This is a genomic window from Dysgonomonas termitidis, assembly GCF_042654545.1.
Lineage (GTDB): Bacteria > Bacteroidota > Bacteroidia > Bacteroidales > Dysgonomonadaceae > Dysgonomonas > Dysgonomonas termitidis.
Genome location: NZ_JBHSGN010000064.1, coordinates 200714 through 216879, shown reverse-complemented (window position 1 = coordinate 216879; position 16166 = coordinate 200714). Strand labels below are relative to the sequence as shown.

The 16166-nt window shown below is 41.3% G+C and carries 13 protein-coding genes; 8 read left to right on the top strand and 5 right to left on the bottom strand.

What is annotated here, in order from left to right; genetic code table 11:
• Nucleotides 1-97: 97 nt before the first annotated feature.
• The 3 genes from ACFO6W_RS10035 to ACFO6W_RS10025 form a co-directional block, all read right to left on the bottom strand.
• The gene (locus ACFO6W_RS10035; RefSeq protein ID WP_379995909.1) at nt 98-1078 is read right to left on the bottom strand and encodes a beta-ketoacyl-ACP synthase III; all 981 of its coding nucleotides are present in this window, start codon (nt 1076-1078) and stop codon (nt 98-100) included.
• A 77-nt stretch (nt 1079-1155) separates the two neighbouring features.
• Nucleotides 1156-1341: a 50S ribosomal protein L32 gene (rpmF, locus tag ACFO6W_RS10030; protein WP_379995907.1), complete on the bottom strand. Its 186-nt coding sequence runs from the start codon at nt 1339-1341 to the stop codon at nt 1156-1158.
• Between the two features lie 65 nt (nt 1342-1406).
• Nucleotides 1407-1982 (bottom strand): YceD family protein, encoded by a 576-nt coding sequence (locus tag ACFO6W_RS10025; RefSeq protein WP_379995905.1) that lies wholly within the window; start codon nt 1980-1982, stop codon nt 1407-1409.
• A gap of 618 nt (nt 1983-2600) precedes the next feature.
• Between ACFO6W_RS10025 and ACFO6W_RS10020 the strand changes: the two genes are divergently transcribed.
• Nucleotides 2601-4643, top strand: a complete 2043-nt coding sequence (locus ACFO6W_RS10020) for a copper-translocating P-type ATPase (RefSeq protein WP_379995903.1) — start codon at nt 2601-2603, stop codon at nt 4641-4643.
• A gap of 98 nt (nt 4644-4741) precedes the next feature.
• Here the strand turns inward: ACFO6W_RS10020 and ACFO6W_RS10015 are convergent, their stop codons facing one another.
• The gene (locus ACFO6W_RS10015; RefSeq protein ID WP_291108015.1) at nt 4742-6346 is read right to left on the bottom strand and encodes a SusD/RagB family nutrient-binding outer membrane lipoprotein; all 1605 of its coding nucleotides are present in this window, start codon (nt 6344-6346) and stop codon (nt 4742-4744) included.
• Nucleotides 6347-6357: 11 nt separating this feature from the next.
• Nucleotides 6358-9561, bottom strand: a complete 3204-nt coding sequence (locus tag ACFO6W_RS10010) for a SusC/RagA family TonB-linked outer membrane protein (protein WP_379995901.1) — start codon at nt 9559-9561, stop codon at nt 6358-6360.
• A 599-nt stretch (nt 9562-10160) separates the two neighbouring features.
• Between ACFO6W_RS10010 and ACFO6W_RS10005 the strand changes: the two genes are divergently transcribed.
• The 7 genes from ACFO6W_RS10005 (at nt 10161) to ACFO6W_RS09975 (ending at nt 16118) form a co-directional block, all read left to right on the top strand.
• A complete protein-coding gene (locus ACFO6W_RS10005; RefSeq protein ID WP_379995899.1) occupies nt 10161-10529 on the top strand; it encodes an NADH-quinone oxidoreductase subunit A in 369 nt (122 codons plus the stop codon).
• Nucleotides 10530-10635: 106 nt separating this feature from the next.
• Entirely contained in the window at nt 10636-11187 is a 552-nt protein-coding gene (locus ACFO6W_RS10000; RefSeq protein WP_379995897.1) for an NADH-quinone oxidoreductase subunit B, read from the top strand.
• A 9-nt stretch (nt 11188-11196) separates the two neighbouring features.
• Complete coding sequence (locus ACFO6W_RS09995; protein WP_379995895.1) at nt 11197-11730, top strand: NADH-quinone oxidoreductase subunit C; 534 nt, start codon at nt 11197-11199, stop codon at nt 11728-11730.
• Between the two features lie 14 nt (nt 11731-11744).
• Nucleotides 11745-12980, top strand: a complete 1236-nt coding sequence (nuoD, locus tag ACFO6W_RS09990; RefSeq protein ID WP_379995893.1) for an NADH dehydrogenase (quinone) subunit D — start codon at nt 11745-11747, stop codon at nt 12978-12980.
• Nucleotides 12981-13079: 99 nt separating this feature from the next.
• Complete coding sequence (locus tag ACFO6W_RS09985) at nt 13080-13607, top strand: NADH-quinone oxidoreductase subunit NuoE family protein (RefSeq protein ID WP_379995891.1); 528 nt, start codon at nt 13080-13082, stop codon at nt 13605-13607.
• Between the two features lie 5 nt (nt 13608-13612).
• Nucleotides 13613-14986 (top strand): NADH-quinone oxidoreductase subunit NuoF, encoded by a 1374-nt coding sequence (nuoF, locus tag ACFO6W_RS09980; protein WP_291107995.1) that lies wholly within the window; start codon nt 13613-13615, stop codon nt 14984-14986.
• Between the two features lie 85 nt (nt 14987-15071).
• Nucleotides 15072-16118 (top strand): NADH-quinone oxidoreductase subunit G, encoded by a 1047-nt coding sequence (locus ACFO6W_RS09975; RefSeq protein WP_379995889.1) that lies wholly within the window; start codon nt 15072-15074, stop codon nt 16116-16118.
• Nucleotides 16119-16166: the final 48 nt, after the last annotated feature.

Sequence of the window (16166 nt, the reverse complement as noted above, 5' to 3'; positions counted from 1 at the left end):
TTAATATCAAATGATTATATAAAAAAATAGTCGGAAGATATTTCTTCCGACCACTCCTGACCGAAGGGTTGTCCTTTTTTAATATTATGGTTTTCGATCAATATGCCCATTTCAGATATACGGCACCCCATGTGAATCCGGCTCCAAATGCTGCAAGGATAACATTATCTCCTTTTTTCAGCTTCGATTCCCATTCATATAAGCATACAGGTATAGTACCCGAACTGGTATTGCCATATTTCTGTATATTTACCATCACCTTATCGGCCGATAAGCCCATACGGTTACCGACGGCTTCAATAATACGAACATTCGCCTGATGAGGAACAAGCCATGCCACGTCATCTTTCGACAGATTATTGCGTTCCATTATTTCTACGGAAGCGTCCGCCATACGCGACACTGCATGCTTGAATACAACCTGGCCTTCCTGATATACATAGTGCATATCGTTATCTACCGTTTCGTGTGAAGCGGGGTAAACCGAACCTCCGCCACGCATATGCAGATGCGGTATACCAACACCATCGACATGTAGTGAAGAATCCATTATACCTACCTCTTCGTCCGTTGGTTCCAGCATAACAGCACCTGCCGCGTCACCAAATAGAGGACAGGTGGTACGGTCTTTATAATTGGTTATCGCGGTCATTTTGTCTCCGGCCACAACAACCACTTTTTTGTATTGTCCCGAACGAATGAAATTAGACCCTATTTCCAATGCATAGATAAAGCCCGAACATGCAGCCTGTATATCGAAGCCTAAGGCATTCTTTATTCCACATGCTTCGGCTGTCATTGCTGCAGTAGACGGAAATATAAAGTCGGGAGTAGTAGTGGCAAAAATTATCACCTCTACCTCCTCGGGCTTCGTATTCGTTTTTTCCAACAACTCCTTCACTGCTTCGGCCCCCATAACAGAAGTGCCGAGACCTTTGCCTAATACATGACGTTCCTTGATACCTACACGCGACATAATCCATTCGTCGGTAGTATCAACAATTTTCGCTAATTCTTCATTGGTCAGGATATCCTTAGGGATATATGCACCAACACCGGTAATTGCGGCTCGAATCATTATTATTTTCTGGTTTTGTGAGTACTTAATAAAAAAAATGCCCTATTTCAGGGCCTGGAGTCTCGGTTAAATATGAATTAAACTTCAGCTCCTTTTTCTATAGCTAATTTGCCTCTGTAGTATCCGCACTCAGGACAAACTGTGTGAAATACATGCCAAGAACCACAGTTAGAACATACAGCTAATGTAGGGGCTACTGCTTTGTCATGAGTTCTTCTTTTAGCCGTTCTTGATTTCGACTGTTTTCGCTTCGGATGTGCCATTTTCTTGTTTTATTTAGTTATTTTTATTTATCTGAATTAGAAAAATCAATTTTCTATTATAGTATTCAATCTTCGTCGACAGGGGCATCTTTGAGGCCATCCCAACGCGAATCGGTAAATGAATCGTCATCGTCCAGCGAGATATCATCATCCGAATCATCGTCCAAATCATCATCCGCACTCTTGGCCCTGTGTTTATTTAACTTGGAAGACATCGCTTTATTGCATGTACCCGGAGGATGTACCTTTTTGGCAGGCAGGCTCAATACAATAAATTCATATAAGAACCATGCAATATTAATCTCTCCGTCTTCTTCCGGTATAATTACGATTTCGTCACTTTCTTCGGAGTATTCCTTTCCGAATTTGACGATCAGTTTGTTCTTTGTATCTACGTCCAGCGAGATATCATCCAGACATCTGTCGCATGGGACATGCACTGTACCGGTTATATCAAAATTCAATTCGAAAGTAACAGAGGTCTTTTTCAAAGATACCACAACTTTCAAATCGCCTTTTTTAACGTCGGCCGTACCGTCGTCGATCAGAGCGAAAAAACTTTTGTCCAAATCGTACCTGAACTCATGTTTTCCTTCCGACAAACCTCTGAGAGGTATATTATATAAGCTAAACTTTCCCACGTCTGTATATATAACTCAAAAAGAACGGCGCAAAGGTACAAAGTTTTTTTTGAATTAAAGAATAAATAATTCAAGTTTTCAGAAATTGGCTTCATCAGGCTTTTCTTCTCTTCATTTTGGATTTCGAAAAGGATAAAACCCCAATAAATTATAAATGTGAAATTCATTTATCTATACAGGAAAAGCTTATAGTTCTTTGAAATGTTGACAGGCCCCCTCAATTGGCTCCGCCGAACGTTGTTTTCCCAAGGCGGACTTACAATGAGGGTAAAAAGTAATAAGTAAAAAAGTGTTACCTTTGTTACCTTTTTTAAGAGTTACAAGTTTGCCTCGCCTTCGCTTCGGCGAATGTTATTTCTGCGCCCTGCGGGCAGTTACAAGTTACAGGTTGGCTAGCGCCCTATTTTGTTTCACGCAAAGACGCAAAGGCGCATTTTTTTTACATCTTACGGGTTAATGACTGTTTACTGATTACTGTTTACTGATATATCTGTTACCTTTGTTACTTTTTTGAGCACAAAACACAGATTATCAATATCAGCGGAAGGATTAGAAGATATATACCAAACTTTATTTAACTTTATAATGTTGATTTATATGAATCTTAATTAAAGAATCATGGCAAACTATCCCGAAAATATTCTCAGCATATCAGACATTGAAAAGATAATAGACGGCGAAGATATTGTAGATATATACAACCATAATCTGTCCGGATTGAAAAAGAATTGTATCTATGCGATGCTGTTCTGCATTCCCTTGCTGGTTATAGTCATTCTTTTCAATAAAATAAATTATGCTAATTATATCATGTGGGTACTGGCCACACCTGTGGTAATCATCTTCGGAAAGCAATTTTTCATTAAGGCATGGAAACAAATCCGGTATTTTACTACCAATGTAGACACCCTGGTGGCTTTAAGCACAGGAACAGCCTATATTGTGAGTGTATTCAATACTTTTTATCCTTCTTTCTGGGCAGGCAAAGGACTGGAAGCATATGTATATTTTGAAGTTTCGGCGGTAATTGTCGCATTCGTTCTATTGGGACGATACCTGGAGTATAAGGCAAAAAGGAATATTACTGTCGCCATTAAACAACTGATAGGGCTACAGCCAAGTACTGCCACAGTATTTAAAGACGGACAACTAATAAAAACCCCTATCAAAGATATCCGGATCGGAGATGAAATATTTGTAAGACCAGGTGAAAGAATTGCAGTAGATGGCAAAATAACCCGGGGCGGTTCTTTTATCAACGAAAGTATGATAAGCGGAGAAGCAATGCCCGTGGAGAAAAATGAAGGAAAGAAAGTGTATGCCGGCACTGTCAATGAGGCCAACAGCTTCTATTTCGAAGCTTACAAGGTAGGACGGAATACCCTGATCGGACAAATTGTAAAAATGGTACAGGATGGTGAAAGTAGCCGTATCCCGGTTATTAAAGCTGTCGACAAAGTTTCATCCATATTTATTCCCATCATAGGGATCACTGCCATTGTAACATTTTTCACATGGTTGCTTTTTTCCCCTGACGATGGCTTTACACAAGGTCTTTCCTCTATGATCGCAGTATTGATCATGGCTTGTCCGTGCGCATTGGGACTTGCAACTCCGACCGCTATCATGGCAGGGATAGACAACGGAGCCGCAAATGGCATCCTGATAAAAGGAGATGAAGCCCTCGAAAATGCAAAAAAACTAACAGCTGTTGTTCTGGACAAAACAGGAACTATAACCGAAGGTATATTCCGTGTTACGGATATGAAATGGCTGACAGAAGCCACACCCGAATTGAAGGGTATATTATACAGAATCGAATCTTATTCGGAACATCCGCTTGCCAATGCGGTAAGAACATATATAAGAGACGATATGCGGGCAGAGCCTGATATGAAAGTATCTTCTTTATCAGGACGCGGACTCATGGGGGAAACCGTTAGCCGCAAGTATTACGTGGGTACCTCCAAACTTCTGGAAGAATATCAGGTTGAAATTTCGGATAAAGAAAAAAAGTGGATAGACAGGGAAACCGAAAAGTCGAATACGATCGTGCTTTTTGCCTGCGAAACTGCTTTATTAGCGATCATAGCTATAACCGACGCCGTAAAAGAGACATCACTAAGTGCTATAGACCGGATGAAAAGGGCCGGATTAAAATTGTATATGCTCACGGGTGACAGTAAACGCTCGGCCGATATGACAGCCGGAAAAGCAGGAATAGATACGGAAAATGTAATGGCCGGAGCTTTACCGGCAGGCAAAGCCGCATTTATAAAGGCTCTGAGAGAACAAGGCGAGACGGTGGCAATGACCGGAGACGGCATCAACGATGTGGGCGCATTGGCAATGGCTGATGTAAGTGTGGCTATGGGAAAAGGCAGCGATATAGCAATGGAAGTGGCACAGGTTACAGTTGTTTCATCAGACCTGAATAAGCTGGTACAGACAATAAACCTGTCGAAGATAACAACGAGAACGATACACCAGAATCTGTTCTGGGCTTTTATCTTCAATGCCATCGGGATACCGGTTGCAGCGGGTATATTATTTCCTGTAAACGGTTTTCTCTTAGAACCGCTGTTTGCAGGGATAGTCATGGCATTAAGTTCTGTGACGGTTATCGGTAATAGCCTCCTATTGAGAAAGAAACCAATATAAAAAGGTAAAGAATCCCTGGAATATCGGTATGCCTATAAAAATCAAGACCGCCCTTTCGAGTGGTCCTGAAATCGTAGTTGTAAAGCGTAAAACTTTCCTTAATTTGCAGATGTGCAATAGTTGGCTTGTTTTGAAGCCCACCAAAGTGGAGAAGATGTTTTATCTCCGTCTCTCAGTTGTGCTACACCTGCATTATATTTTTTCTCGTTTATTAGTTTTTCGCTTTGAGGATATACTGTCCTTTGGATATAATTTTTAGCATTGTGAATATCATCATCTGCCGGATATGTCCCCGCACCACTATCTCTGAATTCAGGGATTTCCAGTGCCGGCAAATTCAATCGTCTTTTATCATTCCATATTTGCAACGACAAGTCCGGATAAAATGCTATATATTTCTGGGTAATTATTTTTTCCAGATTCGTATCTCCTGCCCCTTGCGATTTGTTATATTTAGCCGAAGTACCCCAACTATTCCTACTTTCGGAAGTCAGATATGTAGTCGCATTATCGTCCGACAACCCCCATGTTTTAAATGACTCCCTTACCCCGGCTTCATACCACTCAAGAGCTGTTTTCCCAGTATTTACAGAAAAACGTTCTGTTGCTTCGGCAGCGAGGAAACAAGCTTCCACATATAACATAATATCGGTTTTCTTCGTATCGTTTGGTATTACATAGGTTACACTCATCGCTGAAACTTTTGATCTCATATCTCCTACCTCAACCCTGATTCCCGCTTTCAGACCTTTCCATAAATTATCAGTTGGACTAGGGTCAAAATATCGGCTACCCCTTGGATCTACTTTGGCCGGAGCTGTAGTTGCTGTACCGGAATAATCCATTCCTCCTATATTTGTCAGTGTTTTTTCCATCGATACCATCATCACTTGCCTATCACTCCATCCTACCTGATACATGTAATATGGATATTGATTCCCCCAACCCGCAGAACTACCGATTTTGGCATCGTCTCCCTGTTGCATTATCCCACCATCGGCATTAATAGCCGCTAATGCTTGTGTTTTGCACAAATCAGGAGCAATTTCAGACAGTTTAATAGCCATCCTCAATCTAAGCGTGTTGGCAAAGCGTTTCCACTTAAGTATATCTCCTTTATAAACAGGGTCTTCCCTAACCAAAGTAGGTTTTGAATCATCAAATCCTTTGACTGCATCATCTAATTCCGTGAATAAAACCGGATATAATTCATCAAGTTTCATATAATCCGGATTTGGATCATCAGGATCTAAAGAGAAAGGAGCTGGCCCAAAATAGTCAGTAAACATAGTCTGAATATAGACTCTCCATATACGTGCGATAGCCTTTGTATTCTCCCTGCCTTCATAAAGGTCAGCATCCCTGATTACTGTGTTAAGCACAGCAAGCTGGTTGTTGAAATGGTTTTTCCAATAAAGGGATTGCCAATCATCGTTAGGCGTCCAAACACGGGCGGTACTGTTTCCTCCAACATACTGGACAAAGACATCTATACCTAAAGCTTTAACGCGTTGGTGTGCGTCTGCGCCTTCGTAAGTAGCACCTTTTCTAATCTGGCTTCCTACCAACGCTCTCGAAAAGTCATATTGCTCGTCTGTACGGTCATTAGGATTCTCATTCAAGGCATCAAAACCCGTGGTACATCCTGAACCGAGTAAAATCAGGCTTAATATGAAAGATTGTAATATTATTTTTGTTTTCATGAATTCCGGCTTTAAAATGTAACATTTATATTAAATCCTAAACTACGCATAGTCGGCATTGCTCCATACTCAAAACCTTGAGCATTACCTGTAGAGAAACCAGCTTCAGGGTCAAAGCCATCTGTTTTGCTGTATATCATCCAAAGGTTCCTTCCAACAAAACTTATTTTCGCACTTTGGATAAAGGTCTTAGATAATAATTTACGTGGAAGCTTATAGCCAACGCTTAGTTCTCTCAATCTGACATTTGTGGCGTCATATATCCATGCTTCGCTTATACCGCTCAATACACCATAATATTTTTCGGCGGTTGTAGTTATATTATTAGGAGTACCATCTGCCAATACACCCGGGACAGTCATGGACTCACGTCCTGCTTCTGTCATTTTTAGAGTCCCAGCTGCTGCTCCGGATCTTATCGAGCCCATATATACATTACCTCCGTATCTCATATCTATCTGGAATGAGAAATCAAAGTCCCTATATCGCAGACTATTGGTTATCCCTGCCATCCATTTAGGATTTCCATTACCTAACTTCTTTTCGTCACTATCAATAATAGGTAAGCCGTCAGCACCTATCAATATTTGTCCGTTTTCATGCCTCATGTAGCCTTTGCCATAAAAATCGCCGTAAGAACCACCTTCTTCAGCCACTATTTTCAGCAATCCATTATAGGAAGGGTCACTCAAAACCTGCTGAGTAATACCCTCTGCCAATTCTACTATTTTATTACTGTTTTTGGAAAAATTCAGGCTGACATCCCATGTCAAGTCTTTAGACTGTACAGGCGTGCCGGTAAGTAATATTTCTATCCCCCTGTTTCTGACATTTCCGGCATTAACATACTTATATGAAAATCCGGTTGATGATGGAGTATTCATTTTCAAAATCTGATTTTTCGCTTCTTTATTATAATATGCGAAATCCAGACCTAAACGATTCTGAAAGGCCTTTAATTCCAGTCCAAGTTCATAAGAGTTGACCGTTTCATTCTTCAGATCATATAATGCTTTAGTGTCACTCTTGGTCGGGTTAAGATTCGCCACGCCATTTTCCAAAGGAAGACGCACCGTATAATAGTCATAAAGCTGATAAGGAGATGCATCATTTCCTACCTGCGCATAGGATAGTCGCAATTTACCGTAATTAAGGAAGTCGGGTAAAGAATTACTCTTTTTGAGAGTCTCGGTAAATAGCCAACTTCCGCCAACCGAAGGATAAAAATAAGACCTGTTGTCAGGATTTAAGGTAGATGACCAATCGTTGCGGGCAGTAAGGTCTAAATATAACATATTATCCCAAGCTAAAGATGCAGTAGCATAAAGGGAATTAATTTGTTTACGAGAGAGAGACTCTGTAACATCTTTATTCAACCCGTTTACAATAGAGAAAAAATTCTCAATATAGAGGCCGTTTGCCTGTGTCCAAATATTTTCCGCCCGGGCATACATTATATTCCCTCCGGCTGTTGCAACCAAACCAAGTCTGTCAGAGAGCTGTTTATTGAGAGTTATTAAAAAATCAGCATTCGATTCATAACCATTATCATCACTAAGTATATAATCCCCTGATGACTCCCAATAAGGAGTGTAGGTAGCATGTCTCATGATATATTTAGCTGTGGAAAAATCCATTCCATACCGGCCTTGTATATTCAGCCAATCTGTAATATCATATTTCAAAGATGCAAACCCGATGAAACGGTTCTTTCGATCGTTATTGGTATTATTATACGCGGCCCAATACGGATTTCTAATCAATCCTCCGTATTGATCCGTCCATGAAATCGGTTTTCCTGTCATATCTGTCTTGGTACTGGAACTCACTGTCCCTTTCGGATAGCCATACGGATTGAGGACTTTACCTTCTCCTACATATCCCTTAGTCCCATATGAAAGATCAGAGAAATGTACGGAGCGCGGCATCATCAAATAATTATTAAAGACATTATCAGGGTCACCTCCCAATTTGATCCTATTATCAGTTTTTTGTGTTACATAGGTGATCTTGGAATCCATTGAAAGTTTGTCTGTGAGCTTAGATGTAGCCCGTAGGGTAAATGATGTCTTATTGAAAGAACTATTAGGAACAATACCTTTGTTAGACATATTCATTACCCCGAGACGCATCGTATTCTTATCCGAACTACTAGTCAGTTCCAAGCTGTTAGTCCATGTAGTACCCGTTTCTATAAAATCCTTGAGATTGTTATCGTAAGGAGAATATACTATATCACGTCCTACAAAATCTTTAAATGTTTGTCCTGTCATCTTTTCTCCCCAGCTACTAGTCGCATTAGCAACATATTTATTTCCAGAACCCTGCCCATAGACATTTTGGTATTCAGGTAATTCCATAGGAGAGTCAAACGTCAGATTTGAATTGACCGATATTCCAATACCCTTCTTCCCTGCTCCGGTTTTTGTCGTAATCATGATTACGCCATTTCCTGCACGGGATCCGTAAAGAGCTGCCGCCGCAGGGCCTTTCAGAACTGATATTGTTTCAATATCGTCAGGTGAAATGTCTGCCATACCCGAACCTTTATCAACAGCTCTATTCCCCCAATAATCGTCAGAGCCCCCAGTAGAACTATCAATCGGAACACCATCAACAACTACTAATGGCTGATTATTTCCTCCAATTGAGTTGTTACCACGAAGCACTATACGACTGGAACCCGCAGGACCTGTACCAGACTGTTTTACCTGCAATCCAGCTACTTTTCCCGACAATGAATTAGCAATATTTGCATCTCTGGTCTCTGTCAATTGATCACCTTTTACCTCAGACAAAGCATACCCCAAAGATTTTCGGTCACGTTTAATACCCAAGGCTGTAACGACTACTTCATCAAGTACCTTTGAGTCTTCGACAAGTGAGATTTTGATCGTTGTTTGTCCGCCAACCTCCACTTCTTTTGAGTGAAATCCCACATAGGTCACAGTTAATGTTCCATTAGGAGCAACAGACAGAGTAAAATCTCCATCAACGCCCGTCATTGTTCCGTTTGTAGTACCTTTTTCCGATACTGTAGCTCCGGCCAAAGGTTCTCCGGTAGCATCAGTAACCACACCTTTTACAGTAATCTTACTTCCTGTTTGTGAGTAAACAGCACTACTCAGCATCATGAAAAATGTAAGAAGATAAATGAAAGCATGGACATTCCGTCCAAAAGGATTGATCCTTTTCTTTTTAATTTTACACATCATAGTTCTTTTTATTTAAGGGTTCAGCACATTCACATACAAATGTATAAGAGAAAATAACACAAACGCAACACAAAGTGTTAATTAACAATTTAGATATTTTAAACCTTCCAAAACACCAATAAAATATTAAAACTCTAAAAATGTGATGTTTAACAAAACAAAAACTTGTAAATAAAATAGTTAATTTGTGAAAATGTGTTATTAAACATATTCAGATACTTATACGCAACGGAAAACTACTGCTCAAATCTTAATTAACATTTGATAAAAACCATCTATGTCCCAATAGACCCGATATATGAGAATCACACCCGGAACAACTCTATAGATAAAACGCACCGAAAACAATTACAAGAAAAAGCAAGATATAAAACAAAACTATAGAATCAGATGTATTATAGACACATCTTATAAAACACACCATCAAAAACCTCTTTAAACGCAATTTGCAATCTGCACTGAACAAAATGCTATGTTTTTGTCCCAGTGCGCATTTAATTACCAATATTGATAAAATATATGAGCCATTTTGTTCTTTTTTGATAAATAAAAAAAGTATCTTTGTGTCCTGTAAAACAAAGTATGTTAAAAAGAAAATTATGAGTTCAAATCTATACGATTTTTTACCCATATTGATGCAGATAGCTTTTTCTGTCGTATTTGTCTTTGCTACAGTATTTGCATCGAATATGCTAGGGCCCAAACGCAAAAATGCGCGAAAACAGGCAAATTTCGAATGCGGCCTTGATCCGATAGGCAACGCACGTTCACCTTTCCCTATTAAGTATTTTCTGGTTGCGATACTATTTGTTCTATTCGATATAGAAATCGTATTCATGTACCCTTGGGCTGTAAACTTCAAGGCTATCGGATGGGATGGTTTATTGAAAATGGGCGGATTCATCGCATTACTACTTATAGGTTATCTGTATATAGTGAAGCGTAAAGCTTTAGAGTGGGAAAAATAACTAAAAGAAGATATATAAAGTTATAATCCAGAACCATTATCCATGATCGTTGTTATCACAAGAGAGAGGGATAAATAAGGTTTTAAGATTCTAATATAAAAGAAATATGAGCAAGTCTTCTAATATAAATGTAGTACCAGCTCCTGATGGATACACAGGGCATGGATTCTTTGCTACAAAATTCGATTATGCCATTGGGCTGGCACGAGCCAATTCATTATGGCCTCTGCCTTTTGCCACTTCTTGTTGTGGTATTGAGTTTATGGCAACAATGGCATCAACCTACGACATGGGCCGGTTCGGAGCCGAACGGAATAGTTTTTCTCCACGTCAGGCCGATATGCTGTTAGTAATGGGAACCATATCTAAAAAGATGGCTCCTATCCTACGTCATGTGTATGAACAGATGGCCGAGCCCAAATGGGTTATCGCCGTAGGCGCTTGCGCATCATCAGGCGGTATATTCGACACATACTCGGTACTCCAAGGTATAGACAAAGTGATCCCGGTGGACGTGTACGTGCCCGGATGCCCGCCCCGCCCCGAACAAATACTGGATGGGGTAATGCAGTTACAAGAGCTCGTAAAACATGAATCTATCCATCGCAGGGGTTCGGACAGATACGATAAATTACTTGAATCATATAAATTTGAATAAATCGGCATAATGGCACTTGAAACTACAGTTATTGAAAGTAAGATAAGTGAAAAGTTCGGATCGGAGGTCCTGAACTTCAGAATGGAGCACGATATTTTTGTATTCGAAGCTACACCTGCTGTTATTAAGGACGTAATCCGTTTTATGAAAGAAGACAAAACGCTTCGCTTTAATTTCATGACTGACCTATGCGCTATACATTATCCCGACAATGATAAAGATTCCCGGTTTGCAGTAGTTTACCTGCTTCACAACTGGATAGACAATGTAAGGGTAAGAATAAAGACATACCTGAACGGAGACAAACCGGAAGTGGATACGATGGTAGAAATTTTCGCTGCCGCCAACTGGATGGAACGTGAAACATACGATTTTTACGGCATCATATTCAAAGGACATCCAAACCTGAAACGGATACTGAACGACGAAGGTATGGTTTCCTTTCCTATGCGCAAAGAATTTCCTCTGGAAGATTCGGGCCGTACAGATAAAGACGACCGTTTCTTCGGTAGAACACCGAACAACTATGAACCTAATAAATAAAGCAAAGTAAGGAAATGTCAGACCAACTAATAAATCCCGAACATCGCTTTGCGAAAATAGTAAGAGAACAAAAGTTCGATGACGGAAGAGAGTTGAATATATTAAACTTCGGCCCTACCCATCCTTCTACTCATGGTGTATTCCAGAATATACTGCTGATGGATGGCGAACGCATTCTGGATGCAGATACAACGATCGGATATATCCATCGTGCTTTTGAAAAGATTGCGGAACGCAGGACGTTCTATCAGATCACAACACTTACCGACCGGCTTAATTATTGTTCCTCCCCCATCAACAACATGGCATGGTGGATGACAGTAGAAAAAGCGTTGGGAGTGGAAGTTCCCAAGCGTGCGCAATATATGCGTGTCATAGTAATGGAACTGGCGCGTATCACAGACCATCTTATATGTAATTCTATATTAGGTGTCGATCTGGGCGCATATACTCCTTTCCTGTATGTAATGAAATACCGCGAGCTCGCGTATGAAATCTACGAAGAAATCTGTGGAGCCCGCCTAACTACTAATATGGGGCGTATCGGAGGTTTTGAGCGTGACTGGAGTGAGGCGGCATGGCGCAAACTGGATGAATTCCTTGAAGGCTTCCCTAAGGCATGGGGGCAACTGGAAGCGCTTTTCGTTCGCAATCGCATATTTATGGATCGTATCGTGGGGGTAGGCTCAATTTCGGCCGAAAAAGCAATGAATTACGGTTTCACTGGTCCTAATCTCCGTGCCACCGGCATCGATTATGATGTACGGGTGGCAAAGCCTTACAGTTCATACGAAGATTTCGATTTCACAGTTCCTGTCGGTGAGTCGGGAGACACTTACGACCGTTGGTGTGTACGCGCTGCTGAAATAAAAGAAAGTCTGAAAATAATCCGTCAGGCTCGTGACAATATGCCTGAAGGCCTGTATCATGCTGATGTACCGGATTATTATCTTCCGCCGAAAGAAGAAGTATATACCGAAATGGAAGCACTGATACAACACTTTAAGATTGTAATGGGTGAAGTTCCCGTTCCGGTTACCGAAGTGTACCACTCGGTAGAAGGGGCAAACGGCGAATTGGGAGTGTACATAGTCACAGACGGTTCACGTGTACCATACAGGGTTCATTTCCGCAGGCCATGTTTTATCTATTATCAGGCATTTCCTGAAATGATAAAAGGAGGGCTGTTTTCGGATGCGGTAGCTACACTTTCAAGTATTAATGTTATTGCCGGAGAATTAGATGCATAGCCTGAATATGCCAATATGAGAATGTGCCAATGTGCCAATTGAATATAATAATATAAAAAGAGCTAATAGCTAAAGGCTAACAGCTAACAGCTAAAAACAATGGAACAAGTAAGAGATTACAAACAAATAATAAATATGTCGGAAGAATTGATGGCACGCATCAATGAACTATTGAGCCATTATCCTGCCGACAAAAAGAAATCGGCGCTACTTCCCGTACTTCACGCTGTACAAGATGCTCACGACAACTGGTTGAGCCTCGAACTCATGGACAAAGTAGCCGAAATTTTAGAAATAACTCCTATCGAAGTGTATGAAGTTGTAACATTCTATACAATGTTCAATCAGAAACCGGTAGCAAAATATATGTTCGAATTCTGCCGTACCGCTTGTTGCGGATTACGGGGCGGAGAAGACCTGATGGACTATACCTGCCGGAAACTCGGGGTTAAACAGGGAGAAATTACCCCCGACGGTATGTTCAGTGTTGTGGGTGTAGAGTGTCTCGGCGCATGTGGCTACGGCCCGATGCTTCAATTGGGAGACAACTATCACGAAAACCTGACAAAGGAAAAGATAGACACCCTCATAGAAGATTGTAAAGACGGAAAAGTAAATCTATATTAATTGCGATGGCTAGAAAGATATTATTTGAGAAATTAGATATTCCCGGAATACAGGAATACGAGGTTTATCGCAAAAACGGCGGTTATGCATCTGTAGAGAAAGCATTGAAAACAATGACTCCCGACGAAGTTGTTGAACAAGTGAAGACTTCAGGCATGCGTGGTCGCGGAGGAGCCGGTTTCCCTATGGGTATGAAGTGGAGCTTTATCGACAAAAAGTCCGGAAAGCCGCGGCATCTGGTAGTAAACGCCGACGAATCGGAACCGGGTACATTCAAAGACCGTTTTCTGATGCACCACATTCCTCACTTACTTATCGAAGGTGCTATTGTTTCCAGCTACGCTCTGGAAGCGAATCTCTCCTATATCTATATCCGCGGAGAATACATGTGGATATTCAAGATCCTGGAAAAAGCTATAAAAGAAGCCTATGCCAACGGTTGGCTGGGTAAAAATATATTAGGTACGGGATATGACCTCGACCTCTATGTCCATTGCGGTGCAGGAGCCTACATCTGCGGAGAAGAAACCGCGTTGATAGAATCCCTCGAAGGTAAACGGGGAAATCCCCGTATCAAACCGCCGTTCCCTGCTGTAAGCGGACTTTGGAACGAACCTACTGTAGTAAACAACGTAGAATCTATCTCTACCGTTTCATGGATCATAAATAATGGCGGTGAAGAATATGCAAAAATCGGAGTCGGCAGATCGACCGGCACAAAACTAATGTCAGCTTCGGGACATATCAAAAATCCGGGAGTATACGAAATAGAATTGGGCATGTCCGTCGACGAGTTTTTCAATTCGGATGAATATTGTGGTGGTATGCTGGACGACCGTCCTCTCAAAGCTGTTATCCCGGGCGGATGTTCCGTACCGATTCTGCCTCCTCAATACATATTCAAAACAGCAAACGGAGAAGACCGTCTCTTATCATACGAATCTCTTTCCGACGGTGGATTTGTAACAGGTTCGTCACTGGGCTCAGGAGGATTTATCGTTTATAACGATACTGCCTGTATCGTTCGCAATACTTGGAATTTCTCCCGTTTTTTTCACCACGAAAGCTGCGGACAATGTTCTCCTTGCCGCGAAGGAACAGGATGGATGGATAAAATACTTCACCGTATCGAAACCGGTTTTGGCCGCGAAGAAGATATAGACCTTCTGTGGAGCATACAAAGCAAAATAGAAGGGAACACAATATGCCCGCTGGGTGATGCCGCATCATGGCCTGTGGCTGCTGCGATACGTCACTTCCGCGAAGAATTCGAATATCATGTTCGTTTCCCTGAAAAGATTAAGGACAGGAACCATTTTGTGAATGAACCGATGGAAAAAGTTCGTCATTTATTGAAGCCGTTAGCCAGTAGCCTTTAGCTGTTAGCAAAACGGATTGTCATTATATATTTATATTATTCTAAAAATGCTAATAGCTATAAGCTAAAGGCTAACAGCTAAGAAAATGAAAGTTACAATAGATGGACATACTATAGAGGTCGAAGCAGGGACTACCGTTCTGCAAGCTGCACGCATGATTGGCGGAGCCAGCGTTCCTCCTACTATGTGTTATTATTCCAAACTAGAAGATTGCGGTGGTAAATGCCGCTGCTGCTTAGTGGAAATAAGCAAAGGCAGCGAGAGAGATCCCCGTCCTATGCCAAAACTTCAGCCATCGTGCGTTACTGCCGTACAGGATGGAATGGAAGTACTGAGCGCCGATTCGCGACGTGCATTGGAAGCCCGTCAGGCTGTTACCGAGTTTCTGTTAATCAACCATCCGCTCGACTGTCCTGTTTGTGACCAGGCCGGAGAATGTGATCTGCAAAATCTCGCATATGGCAACGGAAACTTCAAATCGCGCTACATAGAAGAAAAACGTACTTTCGAACCCGAAAATATCGGCCCGTATATACAATTGCACATGAACCGTTGTATTCTGTGCTACCGCTGTGTAAAACTAGCCGAGCAACTGACCCCCGAACGTGTTCATGGTGTAGTCGGACGTGGCGACCATGCAGAGATATCCACTTACATCGAGCGGGCAATTGATAACGACTTTTCGGGAAATGTAATCGACGTATGTCCTGTAGGGGCACTGACTGATAAAACATTCCGCTTCAAATCGCGTGTATGGTTCAACAAACCGTTCAATGCACATCGTCATTGCACCAAATGTTCGGGTAAAGTCACATTATGGATGTTTGGGGATACCGTTCAGCGTGTTACTGCACGCAAGGATGAATGGCATGAGGTAGAGGATTTCATCTGCAACGAATGCCGTTTCGAACATAAGAATGTAGAAGACTGGATTGTGGAAGGCCCTCGTAAGTTTGAGAAGCCATCTGTAATCAATGTCAATAACTATACCACTCATCTGAAAAAGGTAAAAATTGAAACCGAGGAGCTTGTACTCGAAGGCAGGGATGAAGACCGAAAGAAAATAAGTATGTCCGGTTCGCCTTATGATGAAAAGGAAAAAGAAGCTATAGAGAAAACAAAAGAAGAATGATATAAATGATGAGTTATAAGTTATGAATGATGAGTTTACATCATGATA